The 18,019-nt window shown below is 53.3% G+C and carries 17 protein-coding genes and 1 tRNA gene; 3 read left to right on the forward strand and 15 right to left on the reverse strand.

What is annotated here, in order from left to right; genetic code table 11:
- Window positions 1-483: 483 nt before the first annotated feature.
- The 15 genes from megL to RDM37_RS05935 form a co-directional block, all read right to left on the reverse strand.
- Window positions 484-1,686, reverse strand: coding sequence for a methionine gamma-lyase (megL, locus tag RDM37_RS05865; RefSeq protein WP_299366091.1), 1,203 nt, complete (start codon window positions 1,684-1,686; stop codon window positions 484-486).
- 251 nt (window positions 1,687-1,937) lie between these two features.
- Window positions 1,938-2,507, reverse strand: a complete 570-nt coding sequence (locus RDM37_RS05870; protein ID WP_308555837.1) for a 5-formyltetrahydrofolate cyclo-ligase — start codon at window positions 2,505-2,507, stop codon at window positions 1,938-1,940.
- 14 nt (window positions 2,508-2,521) lie between these two features.
- A complete protein-coding gene (locus tag RDM37_RS05875; RefSeq protein ID WP_308555839.1) occupies window positions 2,522-4,114 on the reverse strand; it encodes a S41 family peptidase in 1,593 nt (530 codons plus the stop codon).
- 42 nt (window positions 4,115-4,156) lie between these two features.
- Window positions 4,157-4,642, reverse strand: a complete 486-nt coding sequence (locus RDM37_RS05880; protein ID WP_308555841.1) for a dCMP deaminase family protein — start codon at window positions 4,640-4,642, stop codon at window positions 4,157-4,159.
- A 156-nt stretch (window positions 4,643-4,798) separates the two neighbouring features.
- On the reverse strand, window positions 4,799-5,539 hold the full coding sequence (locus RDM37_RS05885; protein WP_308555843.1) for an SIMPL domain-containing protein: 741 nt from the start codon (window positions 5,537-5,539) through the stop codon (window positions 4,799-4,801).
- A gap of 49 nt (window positions 5,540-5,588) precedes the next feature.
- On the reverse strand, window positions 5,589-6,536 hold the full coding sequence (trxB, locus tag RDM37_RS05890) for a thioredoxin-disulfide reductase (RefSeq protein WP_308555845.1): 948 nt from the start codon (window positions 6,534-6,536) through the stop codon (window positions 5,589-5,591).
- A gap of 406 nt (window positions 6,537-6,942) precedes the next feature.
- Window positions 6,943-7,524, reverse strand: coding sequence for an electron transport complex subunit RsxA (gene rsxA / locus RDM37_RS05895; protein WP_308555847.1), 582 nt, complete (start codon window positions 7,522-7,524; stop codon window positions 6,943-6,945).
- Window positions 7,525-7,588: 64 nt separating this feature from the next.
- Complete coding sequence (locus RDM37_RS05900; protein WP_299367644.1) at window positions 7,589-8,179, reverse strand: RnfABCDGE type electron transport complex subunit E; 591 nt, start codon at window positions 8,177-8,179, stop codon at window positions 7,589-7,591.
- A gap of 9 nt (window positions 8,180-8,188) precedes the next feature.
- On the reverse strand, window positions 8,189-9,337 hold the full coding sequence (locus tag RDM37_RS05905) for an RnfABCDGE type electron transport complex subunit G (protein WP_308555850.1): 1,149 nt from the start codon (window positions 9,335-9,337) through the stop codon (window positions 8,189-8,191).
- Window positions 9,334-10,323 carry an RnfABCDGE type electron transport complex subunit D gene (locus RDM37_RS05910; RefSeq protein WP_300969179.1) on the reverse strand — a complete coding sequence of 330 codons (990 nt, stop codon included), beginning with the start codon at window positions 10,321-10,323 and terminating at the stop codon, window positions 9,334-9,336. Before RDM37_RS05910 ends, RDM37_RS05905 begins: the two co-directional genes overlap by 4 nt.
- 52 nt (window positions 10,324-10,375) lie before the next feature.
- Window positions 10,376-11,728, reverse strand: a complete 1,353-nt coding sequence (gene rsxC, locus RDM37_RS05915; protein WP_298886628.1) for an electron transport complex subunit RsxC — start codon at window positions 11,726-11,728, stop codon at window positions 10,376-10,378.
- Window positions 11,729-11,736: 8 nt separating this feature from the next.
- On the reverse strand, window positions 11,737-12,672 hold the full coding sequence (locus RDM37_RS05920) for a Fe-S cluster domain-containing protein (protein ID WP_308555852.1): 936 nt from the start codon (window positions 12,670-12,672) through the stop codon (window positions 11,737-11,739).
- Between the two features lie 16 nt (window positions 12,673-12,688).
- Window positions 12,689-13,111 (reverse strand): SoxR reducing system RseC family protein, encoded by a 423-nt coding sequence (locus RDM37_RS05925; RefSeq protein WP_308555854.1) that lies wholly within the window; start codon window positions 13,109-13,111, stop codon window positions 12,689-12,691.
- Between the two features lie 128 nt (window positions 13,112-13,239).
- Window positions 13,240-14,268: an aminotransferase class I/II-fold pyridoxal phosphate-dependent enzyme gene (locus RDM37_RS05930; RefSeq protein ID WP_308555856.1), complete on the reverse strand. Its 1,029-nt coding sequence runs from the start codon at window positions 14,266-14,268 to the stop codon at window positions 13,240-13,242.
- Between the two features lie 28 nt (window positions 14,269-14,296).
- Entirely contained in the window at window positions 14,297-15,613 is a 1,317-nt protein-coding gene (locus RDM37_RS05935) for a glycoside hydrolase family 3 N-terminal domain-containing protein (RefSeq protein ID WP_308555858.1), read from the reverse strand.
- Window positions 15,614-15,821: 208 nt separating this feature from the next.
- On the opposite strand from RDM37_RS05935, the gene RDM37_RS05940 reads away from it, so the two are divergent.
- The 3 genes from RDM37_RS05940 (at window position 15,822) to RDM37_RS05950 (ending at window position 18,017) form a co-directional block, all read left to right on the forward strand.
- Window positions 15,822-15,906 (forward strand) — tRNA-Ser (locus RDM37_RS05940).
- A 359-nt stretch (window positions 15,907-16,265) separates the two neighbouring features.
- Window positions 16,266-17,507 (forward strand): site-specific integrase, encoded by a 1,242-nt coding sequence (locus tag RDM37_RS05945; RefSeq protein ID WP_308555888.1) that lies wholly within the window; start codon window positions 16,266-16,268, stop codon window positions 17,505-17,507.
- Window positions 17,508-17,534: 27 nt separating this feature from the next.
- Entirely contained in the window at window positions 17,535-18,017 is a 483-nt protein-coding gene (locus tag RDM37_RS05950) for a DUF1896 domain-containing protein (RefSeq protein WP_308555860.1), read from the forward strand.
- Window positions 18,018-18,019: the final 2 nt, after the last annotated feature.

The following is an 18,019-nucleotide window of genomic DNA, read 5'->3' on the forward strand; positions in this document are numbered from 1 at the left end:
TTGTCGTGTTGATGTGATTCGTGTAGGGGCGGACCTACGTGTCCGCCCGCAGAATAGACTGCGCTCAGGTGAGGACGGGCGGACACACAGGTCCGCCCCTACGGTGGAAGCATCCACCCCTCCGAGCGGTTCACCCGAAGAGAAGTCGACCGAGCTTGCGAAACGAGAAAAAACTTCGCTTTTTACTTGCATATGAACTTAGAAAGCAGGACGACGTGGGGGGAGGGCGTCCGTTGTCGAACCAACTTGACGATGTAACCTTTAACGGGAACGGACGCTCAGACCGAGCGTCCCTACAGGATTCAGTCACGGCTAGTATCGAGTCATAGTGCGTCCCTACAGGGCGCAGTAACGGATTCTGTAGTACTAGCCAACAAAAAGCTCCCCCCACCACAGCTTGTCGACTGCGATGGGGGGAGTACTTATTGGTTGCCTTAGGCTACCGCCTCGTTGCGATAGCCTTTTGGCAGTTCCTACTATATATTATAGGAGTGCGTCGAGACCACACTTAAGGTCTGCGATGATGTCCTCGACATTCTCCAGGCCGATGGAGAGACGTACCATGCCCTCGCCTATGTCAGACGCGGCACGCTCCTCGGGCGTGTAGGGCGAGTGGGTCATGCTAGCTGGGTGCTCGATAAGCGTCTCAGCATCTCCGAGGCTCACGCAGAGCGTGGCTAGGTGGAGGCTATTCATCAGCTTGCGACCAGCCTCTAGCCCACCCTTGAGCTCGAAGGCGATCATAGCACCTGGTAGGCGCATTTGCTTCTGAGCTAGCTCATACTGTGGGAAGCTCTTGAGCCCTGGGTAAGCGATCGATGCGATAGCGGGGTGCTGCTCGAGGAACTCAGCGACACGCTGTGCATTAGCGCAGTGACGCTCCATACGTATCTCTAGTGTCTTGATACCACGAGCGATCAGGTATGCTTCAAACGGGCCTAAGACTGATCCCGTCATATCCTTGACAGCAAAGAGACGTACCTGATCGATATACTCCTTGCGACCAACGACAAATCCGGCGATCACGTCCCCGTGACCATTCAGATACTTTGTAGCTGAGTGTACTACGACATCAGCACCGAGCTCTAGAGGACGCGTTATGAAGGGCGTGCAGTAGGTATTGTCTACCATCAGCACAGTGCCCTCCTGACTGTGAGCTATCTTGGCAGCGCCTTCGATATCTGTCAGGTACATGTTAGGATTGGCCGGTGTCTCGATATAGACCAGCTTCGTATTGGGGCGCATAGCCGCCTTGATCTCATCCAGATTGCGCGCATCGACGAAGGTTACCTCTACGCCAAAGCGTGAGAGTCCATGCTCGAGGAATGAGTAGGTGCAGCCGTAGAGCGTCTTACCAGCGACGATATGGTCACCAGCCTGTACCAGCGGGTAGATAGCCGAAGTGATAGCACCGATACCCGAGGAGGCACTGACGCACGCCTCACCGCCCTCTAGCGAGGCGACCTTTTGCTCAGCAGCAGTGCAGGTCGGATTGCCTAGACGGGTGTAGATGTATCCGTCTTCCTCGAGGGCAAAGCGTCTGCCCCCCTGCTCTGCAGAGTCAAAAACGAAAGTAGAGGTCTGATAGATAGGAGTAGCCAGCGTACCGTGCTGATTGCGCTCGCTACCAGCATGGATGGCACGCGTAGCGAAGCCCATCTGCTGTAGTTCTTTTGGATCAATCATTATGCTTTATCTAAAGATTCGATTATTCGGTACGAAGGTACGAAAAATAGCGCTCACGAGTAATGTGGTGCAGAGCTGTGCGTTCAAATCCCGCAAGTCGTTACTGCATCCGCCCCCACGACGCCCTGTAGGGACGCTCGGTCTGAGCGTCCGTTGTAGAACGGAAGGATCGGAGGGATCAGAGCTATCGGAGCTATCAGAGTGCATCGGAGCAATCGGTGCACTAGTGCCTCTAGAGCCAAAAGCCAACATTAGTCTCGCACCTCGTAGGTGCGGCTGTCTGTGATGATGTAGTGCATCGCCACGTCCCACGGCTCTAGCGGTATCTGCTCAGCGATCTGTAGCGAGGAGGTGACGGCTGCGCGAAGGGCGTGGGGACAGCGTGCGAAAAAGCGATCGTAGTACCCCTTGCCGCGGCCCATACGTCCCCCGTGCAGGTCAAATGCGACGCCAGGCACTAGGATAAGTTCTATCTCGGCGGGATCTACGGCCTCCTCGACAGCGGCGGTGGGCTCTAGAATCTTGTAGCCCTCACTGGTGATAAGTGACTCGGGTTGATAGGTGTAGAAGTTGATATCGTCACCCTCCACACGAGGTATGAGGAGTCGCTTCTCGCTCTGGTAGTGCTCTAGGATAGCCGTCAGGTCTACCTCGTCGGGCAAGGCACAGTAGAGTGCTACGCAATGACTACGCACGAAGGGTAGAAAGGTCTCTATCTGCTGACAGACACGCTCTGAGACTGTCTGTCGGTACTCCTCGGTCCATTCGCTCCGCATCTTAGCGCGGATGGTGCGGCGTAAGGCTTTTTTCTCTTCTCTCACTCTGTCACTACTCATCATCGTGTGTGATAATTATCCTTTAGATACTGCTCTGCGTTGCTGATCATTGGGTCGTCTTGGGTCATCACCTGATAGAATCCCGTAGTGCCAAAGAGATGATTAGCTATCAAGGCATTGAGCTGTAGCTGCAAGCGCGATGCAGCTTGGCGTAGCATCTGTGGTCGCTGGGCGACACCATGCTCCGCAGCGTAGGCGGCTAGATCGTTGATGAGCGACTTCTCCTGATCGAGCAAGTCGAGCAACTCCTGTACTGAGGCGAGCTCACGAAGGCTCTCTCTATTTAAGTCTACGAAGTAAAAGGCAAACTCCTGCATCAGGCCAGACATGATCAGACGTGCTGCATAAGCATTGATCATCGCGGTGTCTTGCGGTACGAAGATGTCGGGCATGATACCATAGCCGCTGAAGAGGAGACGTCCCTTGTCGCTATGGTACTCCCGCTGCTTTTGCTTAGTCAGTGAGAGCGTATCGGCATAGTCGCCCACGGGCTTGATACCCGAGACGCTCATCAGACTCTCCTCGATGGAGGAGAGACTGCCCTGCTCGTAGGGTCGCTGTATATTACGCCCCGAGGGGGTGTAGTAACGCGCCACCGTGAGGCGTACGCTAGAGTGATCTGGGAAGGTGAAAGGCTGCTGCACCAAGCCCTTGCCATAGGTCTGTCGCCCTACGATCATTGCTCGGTCGTGGTCTTGCATCGCTCCCGAGAAGATTTCAGAGGCCGAGGCACTATTCTCATTGACCAGCACCACTAGAGGGGTCTTCTGGAGCATGCCCTCGCCATTGGCGATCACATCTTCACGAGGCATGGTGCGACCCTCGGTGTAGACGATCAATTGATCCTTGCTGAGGAACTCATTGGCGACGGCCACGGCTGCATCCATGTATCCTCCCGTATTGTCTCTCAGGTCGAGGACTAGAGCTTTGGCTCCAGCCCGCTGCAACGCGCCCCACTGCTGGATGAACTCATCATAAGTAGTACGCGCCCAGGTGGTGATCTGCATCAGTCCGATGGTCGGCGTGAGCATATAGCATACATCTATGCTTCGTATCGGTACAGAGCCACGTACCACGCTCACATTGCGTCGCTTCTGGTGACGTAGTATCGATAGGTGTGCGACCGACCCCTCGGGTCCTCTGAGTGCTGAGGTAATGGTGTCTTGGTTGTTGCGCTCACCGAGGAGGCTCTTGCCGTCACAGGCTAAGATGCGGTCGCCAGGCTCTAGGCCAGCGGTCTGAGAGGGGCCACCAGCGAAGACTTGGTCCACGACGATCGTGTCGGTGATGATGTTGTAGATGATCCCTATCCCCTCAAACTGTCCCTCTAGCCTCTGCTGCTCCATCTCCGACTCTAGCGGTGGTATATAAGTAGAGTGCGGATCGAGCGACCCCAGCATGTAGGGAAGTATGTCCGTACGTAGCTGCTCGATATCGACCGAGTCTACGTAATACTTCTCCACGAGCTTCAGCACCTGATCAAACTTGTCGGCGTGCGTGATATTGCGATAGCGAGAGAGGAGCCAAAAAGCACCTGCCCCAACGAGCACACCCACTAGGAGACAGATTAAATACTTATACTGACGACGCATATCTACCATTTGTTTTTCTCAATGTCTAGATAGGTACATATACTAAAGAGTCGAGGCGTGGGCCGTAGACGAAACCTCGTCTAGCGGTATGTAGACCACCTCAATGCCCGCGCGCTCGAGTAGCTCGACACCATCGGTAAGGCGGTACTGCTCGCCATACACGACACGTCGTATGCGACTCTGGATAATCAGCTTAGCACACTCCAGACAGGGAGAGGCGGTAATGTAGATGGTCGCACCCGTGCAGTTATTGCCCGATGCCGCCACCTTGGTAATAGCATTGGCCTCAGCGTGTAGGACGTAGGGCTTGGTAATCCCTTCGTCATCTTCGCAGACATTCTCAAATCCCGAGGGCGTGCCATTGTATCCGTCAGAGATGATCATCTGATTGTGCACGATGAGAGCTCCTACTTGTCGACGCTGACAGTAAGAGTTCTCAGCCCATATACGGGCCATACGCAGATAACGGCGGTCTAAGATCGTCTGCTTTGAGTCAGAAGCAGAGGGGGTAGTCGGTGTGATAGTCATCGTGTAGTGATTTACTCATAGCGTAAATCGCCACAAAGATACTGATTATTTGGCACAAATGGTAGTGATACTGAGACTCAGAAAGCGACTCACAAAAGAACGACCTGCCGAGACGCACTGGTAGCGTCCCGACAGGTCGTCAGACGTTTGTACCTCCTAGCGGAGAGCGTAGGTAGCGCGGACGGTGACGGAGATGGTTTTGTGGCGTGAGGAGGTGTTGAAAGCTCCACCCCACGAGTAGTCCTCTCCAGCGTTCTTGCCGACGATCTGGAAGACTCCCATCGAGGCATTCTGTAGCTTGCCCACCTTACCATGGCTTCCAGAGGCGATCTCTTCGGCACGGTTGAGTGCATCCTCAGAGGCTTGGCGCAGCATCTGATGCTTGAGATCGTTGAGGTTCGTGTAGTAGTAATCGGGTGCTACGCTTGTTATCTCCACTCCCTGCGAGATGAGCGAGGAGATACTCTTGGAGAGCTCCTCGACGCCGTCTAGATCTCCGCTCGTTACGGTCACGCTCTGCGTGAGGACGTAACCATTGGGTACCTGCTGATAGTTGCCGTGCGTATCGTAGCCGCTGCTGTAGTTTTGCGACACATCTAGGCTACCGAAGGAGTAGCTGTCAGGCTTTAAGCCAGACTGCTTGAGATAATCCTGTACGACAGCACGCTCACGCTCTATCTCCGTATAGGCTTCGCTCAGCGTAGCACGCTGCACACGGAAGGAGGCGGTCCAAACGATGAGATCGCTCTCGAAGTCTTGCTCTGCATTGCCCGTAACCGAGACGATACGCTGCTTGCGGACCGATAGATAGGTCGATCCGGCGATCCAAATGCCTAGTACAAAGGCGACAGCCAGTACCAAGGCTGCCCAAAAGGTCCACTGCTTGTTCATATCCATATCAATTGTGTTAGATAAAATTCAATCAGAGCGTCGTGCTGTCGTAGTCTTATAGCCCCTTCTCGAGGAGATACTTCTCCACCTCGAGCGCAGCGCGACAGCCGGTACCGGCAGAGGTGATCGCCTGACGGTAGCGTGGATCAGCGACGTCGCCAGCAGCAAAGACGCCCTCGACACTGGTGAGCGGTCTCCCCTCTCGTGTTACGATGTAGCCCGCAGCATCTAACTCTAGCTGACCGGCGAGGAAGTCCGTATTAGGCTTGTGCCCGATAGCGAGGAAGAAGCCGTCGATCGCTATATCGCGTTTGGCCTCCTCAGGGGTACCCTTCTTATATACGAGGTGAGCACCCTCCACGCCATTGTCGCCAAAGAGCCCGATGGTGTTGTGCTCGAAGAGTACCTCAATGTTTTCCCGTGCGAAGAGTCTCTCCTGCATCACCTTAGAGGCGCGTAGGTGATCCTTGCGCACGATCAGGTAGACCTGCTCTGCAATACCAGCTAGGTAGAGAGCCTCCTCACAAGCTGTGTCGCCACCGCCTACGACGGCTACCCGCTTCTTGCGATAGAAAAAGCCGTCGCACGTAGCACATGCCGAGACGCCCATGCCGGCATACTTCTTCTCATCATCTAGACCGAGGTACTTAGCCCGAGCACCCGTGGCGACGATGACTGAGTGCGCTGCCAGCTCCGTAGAGCCGTCGATCTCTACCTTAAAGGGGCGCTGCGATAGGTCTATGCGTGTGACCTCGCCTGAGCGAATATCTGTGCCAAAGCGCTCAGCTTGCTGGCGCATCTGATCAAGGAGCTTAGGCCCCGTGATACCCTCGGGGAAGCCGGGAAAGTTTTCCACCTCAGTGGTCGTAGTGAGCTGTCCGCCAGGCTGTAGTCCCTGATAAAGTATGGGAGAGAGATTAGCTCGTGAAGCATAGATAGCAGCTGTATATCCAGCAGGTCCTGACCCGATGATCAGGCAACGTATGGTCTTGTCTTGTGACATATTAATGATAGGTTCGTTATATGGTGAAAATGTACCTACCGCAAAGATATACAAATCTTACCAAGTAAACCTCCCCTTCACCAACAAGACTTCATCACGGAGAGCTTGTCATGGCACTTCAGACTCCAGCAAGTGATTGCTAACTTGAGATCGGAGCTAATCGGAATGGATCGGAGCTGTCGGAGGGATCGGAGTGCTAGTGTGGCTAGTGCCTCTAGTGCAACTAGTGAGTCTAGCTAACAGCCAACAGCTAACAGGGCCAATAGCTCGGAAGGGTCGTCCCATACTGATGGGACGAAAATCTCCCACCCAGTGTGGGACGAAATGATCCCAAGGGAGGGAGTAAAAAATATCCACGTAGAGATTGCATTCTCCACGTGGATACTTAGAGGTTAGAAGTTAGATATTAGAGACTGGCTAGACCTGAGAAGCCCATGAAGGCCATCGCTAGGATGCCAGCGGTGATGAGGGCGATGGGGATTCCCTTCATAGCCCGAGGTGTACTGCCAGTCTTGGCGAGCTGCTCGCGGATACCAGCGAAGATAACCATGGCGAGGAGGAAGCCGATACCGATGGAGACGGCATACATGAGTGACTCAGCATAGGTGAACTTCTTCTGGATGACGAGGATTGCGACACCGAGGACACAGCAGTTTGTCGTGATCAGCGGGAGGAAGACGCCGAGTGCCTGATAGAGCGCGGGGGAGATCTTCTTGATAATCATCTCAATCATCTGCACGAGTGTGGCGATGACGAGGATGAAGGCGATGGTCTGCAGGAACTCGAGTTCCAGTGGAACTAATATATAGGTCTGTACGAGCCAGGTGACCATCGTCGCTAGTAGCAAGACGAAGGTGACGGCTGCTCCCATGCCTGTGGCGGTAGAGACTTTCTTAGAGACACCTAAGAAGGGGCATATACCGAGGAACTGGGAGAGGACTACGTTGTTGACAAAGACCGCAACGATGAATATGATAAGAAATTTCATAGTAGTAAGTGTCTGTGTGATGAACTGTGGCTAGGAGTTAGCCTTTGCATCTCATTGGTTTGACCTATTGCTTCTTGGTGATAGCGTGATAGATGCCGATGAGTAGTCCTAGAGCGATGAAGGCTCCCGGAGACAGTACGAAGAGCAGTGCGGAGTAGTCGTTGGGATAAGCGGTCATACCGAAGAATGAACCGCCGCCGAGCATCTCACGTACGATGCCTAGGAGGGTGAGTCCGATGGTAAAGCCTAGTCCGATGCCGATACCGTCAAAAAGTGATATGCCGACGCTACTCTTGGAGGCGGTGGACTCGGCACGTCCGAGGACGATACAGTTGACCACAATCAGCGGTATAAAGATGCCTAAGCTCTGGTCAAGCGCCGGTAGGTATGCCTTGATAATCATCTGCAGCACGGAGACGAAACCAGCAATGACGACGATAAAGGCAGGGATACGTACCGCATCGGGTATGAGTCGCTTCAGGAGGGAGATCATCACATTGGAGCAGATAAGCACGAAGGTGGTGGCTAATCCCATACTGAGTCCGTTGATGGCCGACGTGGTGGTCGCCAAGGTAGGACACATACCGAGGAGAAGCACGAAGGTGGGATTCTCCGTAATGATACCATTGGTAATTGTCTTGATATACTTATTCATGGCGGTGCATTACTTAGTTGATTCGTTGGCAGAAGCCTCTACAAAGATGCGCTGCGCACGGGCGATGCCTTGTAGGATAGCGCGCGAAGAAACCGTAGAGCCTGAGACAGCGTCTATAGAGCCACCGTCCTTGCGTAGCTTGAGACTAGCGGGTGTGACCTTCTTGCCGATGAGAGACTTCTTCGAGGGCTTGGTGGTAGCGGGGTCTTGGTTGCCACCATAGTCTTTACTGATGGAGATCAGCTTGCCCTTAGCATTGAGATCAGCGATGGCAAAGGCTGCGAGCGCGCCATTATTGTCAAAGCAGACGAGCATCGGGAGGCAACGCCCCTCGTAGTCATCACCACTGGTAGTGACGACGAGTAGACCTGTCGTCTCGCTCATATCGTTGGTGCCGTAGCTCTGGATCAGCCAAGGAGTGCCGTCGTCAGCGGTATCGGTCTTCTCTTTGTCCACAAGGCGATAAGCGGGGAGGAGCGTGTTGAAGAGGCTGTCGATGACCTCTCGCTCGGGGAGCGCACAGTTGCTCTCGGTGGGCTGTGCCGTGGGACCACCCTCACCGACAACGCTCTGATAGACTCGGTAAGCTCGCTCGAGGGCATCGATGAAGGCTCTACTGGAGATGGTCGCTGCGGTGATAGCGTCGACCTTACCTCCGTCCTTAGAGACCTTGAGTGGCGAAGCTTGGCTCATATCCAGTCCGCGTACGTCACGGATGAGGTCAGCATTGGGTGCGGGAGAGGTAAACCACTCCTGTATCTTAGCACCTAGTCCTGGGGTCTCCCCGTGCTTGAGCACCTTGAAGCCGACGATCTGGCTCTGCATGTCAAAGCCTACCATGATATCTATATGACCAGCAAAGCCGGCATCAGTATAGGTCTCGATGGCGTAGCCGACGGGCTGACCACCCTGCATAGCGGGGTAGACGATGAGTGGACGAGGCTCGCTCTCGAGTACGACAGTGTCTTGCTCTTCGTAAGGATTATTGTCAAAGGCTGGGACGATCTCTTTGATCGCCTCGACCTTAGCTTTTGTCTCGGCCTGTGCGATGGTATCTTTGGTCGCCACATTGACCAAAGCTAAGATACCAGCGATGATCAGACAGATGATCCCGAGTGAGAGGATCATATTGGGGAGTGTAGAGGGTAGCTTCTTCATCTTTTAGCCTCCTTTCTAGATTTGACCACATGACCGAAGTGACGTGGCTTGATGTAGGTGTTGAGTAGTGGGGTGAACGCATTCATAATGAGGATGGCAAAGGACATACCCTCAGGATAAGAGCCCCACAAGCGGATGATGACGGTGAGTAGTCCGATCATACAGCCGTAGATGAGCTGCGCACGGTGCGAGATAGGCGAGGTGACGTAGTCGGTCGCCATAAAGACTGCACCAAAGAGCAGACCACCGGTCAGCAGGTGGAAGAAGGGACTAGCGTACATCGCTGGGTCGTAGAGGTGCATGATACCACTCAGTACGAAAGCGGAGACGATGATAGCCACGGGCGTGTGCCACGTGATGATGCGACGGATGAGTAGATAAGCTAATCCGATGAGGATAGCGATGGCACTCACCTCTCCCATGGAGGAGAAGTTGAAGCCGACGAGGAGCTGCAACGAGTCGGGCAACTGGTCAATGGCTCCTGACTTGAGGATGCCTAGAGGGGTCGCGCCAGAGACCGCATCGGTAGCTTGCTCGGCAAGACGGGCGGGGAGCTTCCAGGTGGTCATCTGCGCAGGATAGGAGATGAGGAGGAAGACACGCCCGACGAGTGCGGGGTTGAATATGTTGTTGCCCAGTCCGCCGAAGGCCATCTTGCCAATACCAATCGCGACGACACCCCCCATGAGGACGAGCCACCAGGGGAGCGAGGCGGGGAGGTTGAAAGCTAGGATGACGCCTGTCAGGAGCGCCGAGCCGTCGAGCAGACGACAAGGGCGATGCAGGAAGAAGCGGGTGATGACCCACTCCGTGAGCATACAGGAGGCTACCGAGATAGCGGTGATAAGTAGAGCGTCTGTCCTAAACTGGTAGAGCATGACGAGGAATGCTGGTATCAAAGCAATCAGCACCCCATACATATTCTTGCTAATGGTGTCACCGCTATGGATATGCGGTGAGGGTGATACGATGACTTGTTGTGCCATAAGCTATATATCGTAGTCGATGATGAGGATCGGTGATCTGTCTCAGTGTGTATTACTTCTTGCGGGCTCGCATGATACCCATGACGGTCTGCTTGCCGACACGTATGTAGTCGAGGAGCGGACGTCCAGCTGGGCAGGTATAGCTACAAGAGCCGCACTCGATGCAGTCGGCGATGTAGTTGTGCTCGGTGCTCTCCCAGTCTTTGTAGATGGTGTCACGCATGAGGAAGGCGGGGTTGAGTCCCATCGGGCAGACCGATACGCACTTACCGCAGCGTATGCAGTCGTGCATCTCGGGACGTGTCGACTCCTTGGCAGAGAGGATGAGTAGTCCTGACGAACCCTTGGCAACGGGTATGTCGGTACTGACGAGTGCGCGTCCCATCATAGGGCCACCGCCGATGATCTTGCCTGGCTCCTCTGCATAACCTCCCGCAGCGTCGATGAGTGTCTGCATAGGCGTACCGATGCGTGCCTTGAAGTTGGAGGGGTGTGCGATAGCTCGTCCGGTGACTGTGATGATGCGCTCGATGAGTGGCTTGTGCTTCATGACCGCCTCGTAGATGGCGAAGGTGGTCCCGACATTCTGCACGATAGCGCCCGTAGAGATAGGTAGCGCACCTGAGGCAACCTGCTTGCGGATCAGGGCGTCGATGAGCTGCTTCTCGCCACCTTGCGGGTAACGCTTCTTGAGCGGTACGACGGCGATGCTGTGTCCCTCGGGGAGGAACTCCTTGGCACGCTCCGCAGCGTCACGCATGATGCGTATAGCGTCGGGCTTATTATTCTCAATGCCTATGAGCGTGCGCGGCGCATTGGCAGCCTTCATGATGATCGCACAGCCGACCATGATCTCCATCGCCTTGACACGCATGAGCGCATCGTCGCTCGTGAGGTAAGGCTCACACTCGACGGCGTTGATGATGACATAGTCAGCACTCTGACCAGGAGGAGGCGAGAGCTTGACATGCGTTGGGAAGGTCGCACCACCCATACCGACGATGCCCATCTCCGCGATGCGATCGATGATCTGCTTGGCATCCAGATCGGTCTCCGTGATGAGCGTGTCTGTCTGGTCAATGTAGTCCTCCCACTCGTCGCCCTCGACCTTAATAAAGATGGCGGGCTTCTTAAAGCCACTCGCATCAGTGATCTGGTCGATCTTGGTGACGGTACCAGAGACGGAGGAGTGAATGTTTGCCGAGACAAAGCCTCCTGCCTTGCCTAGGAGTGTACCTACGCGCACCTTGTCGCCCTTGCTGACGGCAGCGGTGGCGGGCGCACCAATATGCTGTGCTAATGTGATGACCACCTCGTCTGGAGGAGCGACAACGGTGATAGGTACCCCGGCGCTGATCTTATGGTCATGGGGATGGATACCCCCTATTCTAAATGTCTTTGCCATAGCTTCGTTTAATCTTTCTGAGGTACAGATGCTGTTGAGGAGGTAGTAGCAGGAGCTGCAGTGGCAGCGGCTGTTGCCATGGCTGGAGCAGGCTTGTCGGCGGGCGCTGGCTTTGCTGCAGGTTCCTTGCGTGGCGGGAAGTTGACCTCATGGATAGCTCCCGTCGGGCACTCGGCCGCACACTTACGACATAGACGACACTTCTGATGGTCTATGTAAGCGAGATTGTTCTCTATCGTGATTGCCTCAAACTGGCATACCTTAAAGCACTTGCTACATCCGATACACGCATTGGCGCAAGCCTTGCGAGCCACGCCTCCCTTGTCCTTATTGACACAGCTGACGTAGATACGGCGTCCCTTGGGGCCTTTCTTGCGGAGCTCGATGATCATCTTCGGACAAGCCTTGACACACGCTCCACAGGCGGTACACTTATCTTCGTCCACCTCGGGGAGACCCGTCTCGGGATTCATGTGGATCGCATCAAAGTCGCACACAGCGACGCAGTCTCCATTGCCTAGACAGCCGTAGCTACAGCCCGTCTCGCCACTGTATAGGGTCGACTCGATCTTGCAGCTCTTAGCTCCTATATAAGTATTGACTCGTGGACGCGCCTCGCAGGTACCATTACAGCGCACGACGGCTACGAGCGGGTCGCTCTTAGCGACGCTCTGACCGAGGATCTCTGCCACCTTGGTCATGACCGGCTCTCCGCCTACGGGGCACCAGAGCCCTTCGAGAGAGGAGGCTTCGCAGCAAGCCTTAGCAAAGCTCGCACAGCCCGGATGACCGCAGCCACCGCAGTTGGCCTGAGGGAGGACCTCAGCAACCTCGCCGATGCGCGGATCTTCTTTTACTTCAAACTTCTTGGAGGTGATAAAGAGTAGGATGGCACTGATGAGTGCTATCACTACAAGAACAAGTATGGTGGATAGTATTGTCATAGGAGTGTGTATGAACTTACTTTTTTCGCACGGTAAAGGCAAAGGTTCGCTCAAACCGGTCACGTAAGAGCCATAGCAGGAGCATATATGCGGCGGCTACACCCAAGGCGATCAATATCTGAGCCAGCGTACCTACCTCTAGGTAGCTTAGAATGATGGTTACAGCAATGATGAGAATGGTAGGAACGACCATCGTGAGAAGTACAGCGCGCATGCCCAGCGAGCTACGCATCTCGAGAGAGACCTGATCACCGACAGCCACCTCGCCGGGTAGCTGAGCGCGATCGATCGTGATCGTCTCCAGACGACTCTCCGAGGCGTGGCAATGCCCCGCAGCTTCGCAGTTACTACAAGCTGACGGGCGTAGCACCGTGAGACGCACCTCCCCACCTTCTATGGCAGTTATGGTGGCATTTCGCTCTATACATTCAGACTTCATTGGCTCTGTCTTTCACATTGCAACAACCTTCGCGTTCGCAAAGGTAGCAATAAATAATTAGTCTAAGTATGGTAGTCAGGCACGAAATGCTTTGTGACGCCCCTCCGAGGCAGTCCTATCAGAGCCTCTTACCGACTTTCACAAAAGGCTGCGATAGCCTCTACAAGCTTCGCATTGTCTGTCGCATCACGGGAGGTGATACGCACCATTTCGCCCTTGATGCCTCGTAGCTTGGTCGCATCGTAGAGAGCTATATTGTGCTCCTCAAGCAGATAGTTGACCAGCTCAGCTGCTGTGGCACAGTGTATCTGGACTAAGAAGAAGGGTGCATCGCTCGGCATCACCTCGATACCATCTATCTGGCGAAGCTTGGTCTCTAGCTCGAGCGCATTGCGCTGCCACTTACGGATCGGGAGTGTAAACTGTGCCGGGTGAATCAGGATATACTTCGCCACCTCGACCGCCATCGTGCTGACCGACCACGGGTCGATCACCTTCTGGATCTCCTTGATAACCTTCTTGTCGGCCGTCACATAGCCGATGCGCAGCCCGGGCAGACCATACGTCTGTGTGAACGAACTAACGAAGATAATGTTCGGGTGACTCTTCACATCACTCAGCGTAAGCGTAGGCTGTGTCGTAAAGGAGGCATAGGACTGATCTACGATGAAAAAGACCTGAGGGTGAGCGCTGATGAGATCCAGCAGCTCCACCCGTGAGCGAAAGCGTCCCGTCGAGCTATTGGGCGAGCAGATCCAGCAAAACTCCTCTCCCTCGAGCTTTATCTCCTGCGTCTCTACATCCTCTGGGATATAGGTTAGCTGCCAGCCATATCGCTTAGCCGCTAGCTCATAGTGCTGGTACGAGGGGACGAGGATAGCACCACGTTTCCCCGCAAAAGCCTCTGCAATAATATAGAAAGCAGCCGTACGACCAGCCGTGATCACGATATTGTCTACATGCAGCTCATTGCGCTTAGAGATCATGGTCCGCAGCGTCTTGTAGTCGCTCTCGGGATAGTAGCGCATCATCTCGACCATGCGATCGTTGAGGTGCTCAGCAAGCTTCGTCAGCTCGGGAGCAAACCATGAGGCGGTGTCAAACTGTAGGGGTGGGCAGACGGTATTGGTCGTCTGAGTGGGATTCTTCTTTATCATACTACGCTTGTTTAGACAGCTGTGAATGTTATTTCTTTTGAGATACTTTGTTCTGCAGTTCTTTGGCAAAGGAGAGCAGTTCTGGCGTATGCAGTGCCTCGTATAGCTCCTCCTTATTATATATAGGACGCTCGACCAGCTCTCCCGCATGGAGCAAGAGCTTGTAGCAGAGGATGCGCAGGCAGCGATCTCGGATCGTCTCCTCCGAGAGAACGCCCGCATGATAAGCAGAGAGCAACTCCTCATAGCTCTGCAGCGGATCTAGAGGGCCCAGGAGCAGGTCATTGCCCGCTAAGATAGCCGCCACAGATATGGGCAAGCCCTCAGCACGCTGCACGCCTCGCATCTCCAGTCCATCGGTAAAGATGAGCCCCTTGAAGCCCAACTGCTCACGCAGCAAGCCCGTCACGACAGCGTGACTCAACGAGGAGGGACAGGTCACATCAGGCTCCAGAGCCGGCACCGAGAGGTGCGCTACCATGATTCCCCCGAGACCCGCCTCTATATAGGCGCGAAAGGGTGCTAGCTCCACCCGCTCGAGCTCCTCTATGCTGCCCGACACGGTGGGGAGTGTCTTGTGCGAATCCTTGTCCGTATTGCCATGCCCGGGGAAGTGCTTAGCGACCGACAGCACCCCGCCATCCTCCAGGCCTCTCGCCAAAGCTAGCCCATGCGAGATCACAATGTCGGGCGTAGCACCTAGGCTACGGGTGCCGATGACCGGATTCTTCGGATTATTATTAACATCCAGTACTGGCGCAAAGCTCACATGGATGCCCATCACACGGCACTGCTGCGCCATGTGCTGCCCGAGGGTGTACATCTCTTCGGGCGTGCAGTGGTCAGCCAGCAGTTTCATACGTGGGTAGCGTATGGTCCCCTGGAGACGCATCGCCAGCCCCCACTCAGCATCGGCCGTGATCAGCAGCGGTATGCGTGAGCGCTCCTGCAGGAGACGGGTGAGCCGATACTGATCATAGGGTTCCCCCTTGCGAAAGAGGATACCACCTGGACGAATCTTGTCAATAAGCTGCAGATAGCGAGCTTGCGAGGCCGAGTCATAGCGAGGCTCCCAGATGGGGATGATCAACTGCCCGATCTGCTCCTCGATCGTCATCTTCTCGATCTGTTGCGTCGCCTCCTGTAGCAGGCTGTCGGTGCGTTGATTACAGATGTCTAGTAGGTGGGTCGGCAACTGCTGTGCCGTCGTATCGGAGCCTGCGCACCCTACGAGTAGCACCAGCAATAGAGAGAGCGACGGGAGCAGACGCCCCGAAGGTCTCCATCCTCGTACCCTCGCATAGCGCGAGACAAACCAACGATCCGATCGCAAGAGATAGTTCATACTGCTACAATAATTGCTACTAACCTCTCTGCAAAGATAGAGAAATCAGTGCAAACGAATAGTTTTCCAGCTCTACTTGTGAGATTTGCGAACTAGGGGTAAGAGCGAGAGTTTGTTTGTTTGAGAAATTGTAGTACCTTTGCACCCACATCGGCCGAGGTGTATGCTCGCAAGCTGAGGAGAGCCTATCCCCTCAGTTGTCAAGCAAGGAGAGGTGGCAGAGTGGTCGATCGCGGCGGTCTTGAAAACCGTTGACCTTCACGGGTCCGGGGGTTCGAATCCCTCTCTCTCCGCTTTAAGTACTCTGGCAGCATCGCCAGAGAGCACTACTGAAAAAGTATAAGTATCGTAATTCCAACGAGTTACGATACTTTTGTTTTATAGTCCTATACCTCTTCAGAGTAGTTACAGAGATAGCCGAAACGCCCAAAATACTCTCCAATGGCTACAATCTGGCTACACTTTTTTCTCGCAAAAAATAATTGTAGCCAAGAGTACGTAGAGAGTCTGTTTAGAGTACTTGTACATTGCTGTAGTTCAAACAATTATGTGCAACTTTGTAGGCGAGTTGTAGAGAGTTATAGCACCATAAATGTGTAGCTTTTCTGGTCGCAAACTTTCTATGCTTGGCTACAATAAAAACAGACAATGTATGCAATCAATTTTCAGAACAGCATTCTACCTTCGCAGCAACTATGTGAACAAGGAAGGAAAAACGCCAGTAATGCTACGCATCTATCTCAACAATGAACGGATGTCACTAGGCTCCACTGGCATCACCATCGTGCAGTCCCAATGGGATCGCGAAAAAGAGCGAGTAAAAGGGCGTCACACCGAAGCTCTGAATACGAACTTGCAACTGGATAACATCCAAAGTGGTTTACAAGCCATCTTTCGCAAGTTAGAAATGACTGATGAGCTTTCGTTAGAGCGTATCAAGTCAGAACATCTTGGCAAAAAACAAGATATAGATACCATCATGCAACTCTTCGACAAACACAATGAAGATGTTGCAGCTCGAGTTGGCATCTCAGTCTCTGCGCCCACTCTTCAAAAGTATAAGGTCTGCAAAAGACGCTTTTCTGAGTTCCTTAAAGATAAACTCAGACGCAGAGACCTCAAGCTCACGGAGCTAACCTATATGATTATACATGATTTTGACCTATACCTACGCACGGTGGTGGGGCAAAATCCTAATACAGCCACTAAGACGATGAAGACCTTCAAGACTGTAGTCATTTTGGGGCAAAAGTTAGGCGTACTACATCACGACCCTTTTGTCAACTTCCGATTTCACTTAGAGCCAGTGAATAGAGGGTTCTTGACTGATGAAGAGGTCTTACAGATTGTCAACAAGGAGTTGAATATCCAGAGATTGGAGCTGGTACGAGACATCTTCATCTTTTCCTGCTTTACAGGTTTAGCCTACATTGATGTGGCTAATCTTACACCCGACAATATCGTGATGCTTGGTGGCAAAGAGTGGATTATGACTAAGCGACAGAAGACAAGCGTGGAGACCAATGTGCTGCTCCTTGACATCCCTAAGCGCATTATCAGTAAATATAGCCACCAAACATATCGTGATGGCAAGCTCTTCCCTATCCTTAGCAATCAGAAGACCAATTCATACCTCAAAGAGATTGCTGATATTTGTGGTATCAAGAAGAACTTGACTTTCCACCTAGCTCGACATACCTTTGCGACAATGTCACTGAGCAAGGGAGTTCCGATAGAGAGTGTCTCTAAAATGCTGGGGCATACCAATATCCGAACAACGCAAATCTATGCCCGTATCACCAATAAGAAGATTGAACATGACATGGAGCAGTTTGCTGACAAACTAGGCAAGTTCAATACGGCAATGGGTATCGGGGAGAATAGCTGGCAATAAGTGCAACCATTAAAACTAAAAAAGAAGATGAAGACAACGAATAAGAAAGAACTATCCTACTTCCGCTTAAAGCTAGAGAGCTACCTTAGTGAGCATTTCCCTGAAAAGGTGGAAGACAAGCCCTTTATCACGGCACGAGCTGATGAAGCTCTTACTACCTACTGTGATGCTGTAGAAGAAGGATTCTCATATCCCGAAGCAGAGAGTATGGCGAGTGAAGTACTGTATCGTGACCTGCATTTCTCCAAATACGACATGCTGGTGTCCGTCTTGGAGAATGAGTTTGAAAAGGAGCTTCCCTCCCCACTCCCCGAACGACTCTCTCAGATACTTCTCGGGAACAAGGCGATACAAAACCTATTTGACAAGTATAACCTTACGGATGAATTTGTTGCAACACCTGAGTATGATACGCTCTACACAGAACTGACAGGAGCAGTTGTACTTCTTATCGAAGCTAATCAACTTCCCGTGGTAGGCAATGTGAGTGCATTAGAGTCAACAATGTAGAT

The organism is uncultured Porphyromonas sp. (genome assembly GCF_902489635.1).
Classification (GTDB): domain Bacteria; phylum Bacteroidota; class Bacteroidia; order Bacteroidales; family Porphyromonadaceae; genus Porphyromonas.

Excerpts from the sequence above, each read along its gene's own strand:
- megL (WP_299366091.1), bottom strand. The coding sequence starts at position 1,686 with ATGATTGATCCAAAAGAACTACAGCAGATGGGCTTCGCTACGCGTGCC.
- RDM37_RS05875 (WP_308555839.1), bottom strand. The coding sequence starts at position 4,114 with ATGCGTCGTCAGTATAAGTATTTAATCTGTCTCCTAGTGGGTGTGCTC.
- RDM37_RS05880 (WP_308555841.1), bottom strand. The coding sequence starts at position 4,642 with ATGACTATCACACCGACTACCCCCTCTGCTTCTGACTCAAAGCAGACG.
- RDM37_RS05885 (WP_308555843.1), bottom strand. The coding sequence starts at position 5,539 with ATGGATATGAACAAGCAGTGGACCTTTTGGGCAGCCTTGGTACTGGCT.
- trxB (WP_308555845.1), bottom strand. The coding sequence starts at position 6,536 with ATGTCACAAGACAAGACCATACGTTGCCTGATCATCGGGTCAGGACCT.
- rsxA (WP_308555847.1), bottom strand. The coding sequence starts at position 7,524 with ATGAAATTTCTTATCATATTCATCGTTGCGGTCTTTGTCAACAACGTA.
- RDM37_RS05900 (WP_299367644.1), bottom strand. The coding sequence starts at position 8,179 with ATGAATAAGTATATCAAGACAATTACCAATGGTATCATTACGGAGAAT.
- RDM37_RS05905 (WP_308555850.1), bottom strand. The coding sequence starts at position 9,337 with ATGAAGAAGCTACCCTCTACACTCCCCAATATGATCCTCTCACTCGGG.
- RDM37_RS05910 (WP_300969179.1), bottom strand. The coding sequence starts at position 10,323 with ATGGCACAACAAGTCATCGTATCACCCTCACCGCATATCCATAGCGGT.
- rsxC (WP_298886628.1), bottom strand. The coding sequence starts at position 11,728 with ATGGCAAAGACATTTAGAATAGGGGGTATCCATCCCCATGACCATAAG.
- RDM37_RS05920 (WP_308555852.1), bottom strand. The coding sequence starts at position 12,672 with ATGACAATACTATCCACCATACTTGTTCTTGTAGTGATAGCACTCATC.
- RDM37_RS05925 (WP_308555854.1), bottom strand. The coding sequence starts at position 13,111 with ATGAAGTCTGAATGTATAGAGCGAAATGCCACCATAACTGCCATAGAA.
- RDM37_RS05930 (WP_308555856.1), bottom strand. The coding sequence starts at position 14,268 with ATGATAAAGAAGAATCCCACTCAGACGACCAATACCGTCTGCCCACCC.
- RDM37_RS05935 (WP_308555858.1), bottom strand. The coding sequence starts at position 15,613 with ATGAACTATCTCTTGCGATCGGATCGTTGGTTTGTCTCGCGCTATGCG.
- RDM37_RS05945 (WP_308555888.1), top strand. The coding sequence starts at position 16,266 with ATGCAATCAATTTTCAGAACAGCATTCTACCTTCGCAGCAACTATGTG.
- RDM37_RS05950 (WP_308555860.1), top strand. The coding sequence starts at position 17,535 with ATGAAGACAACGAATAAGAAAGAACTATCCTACTTCCGCTTAAAGCTA.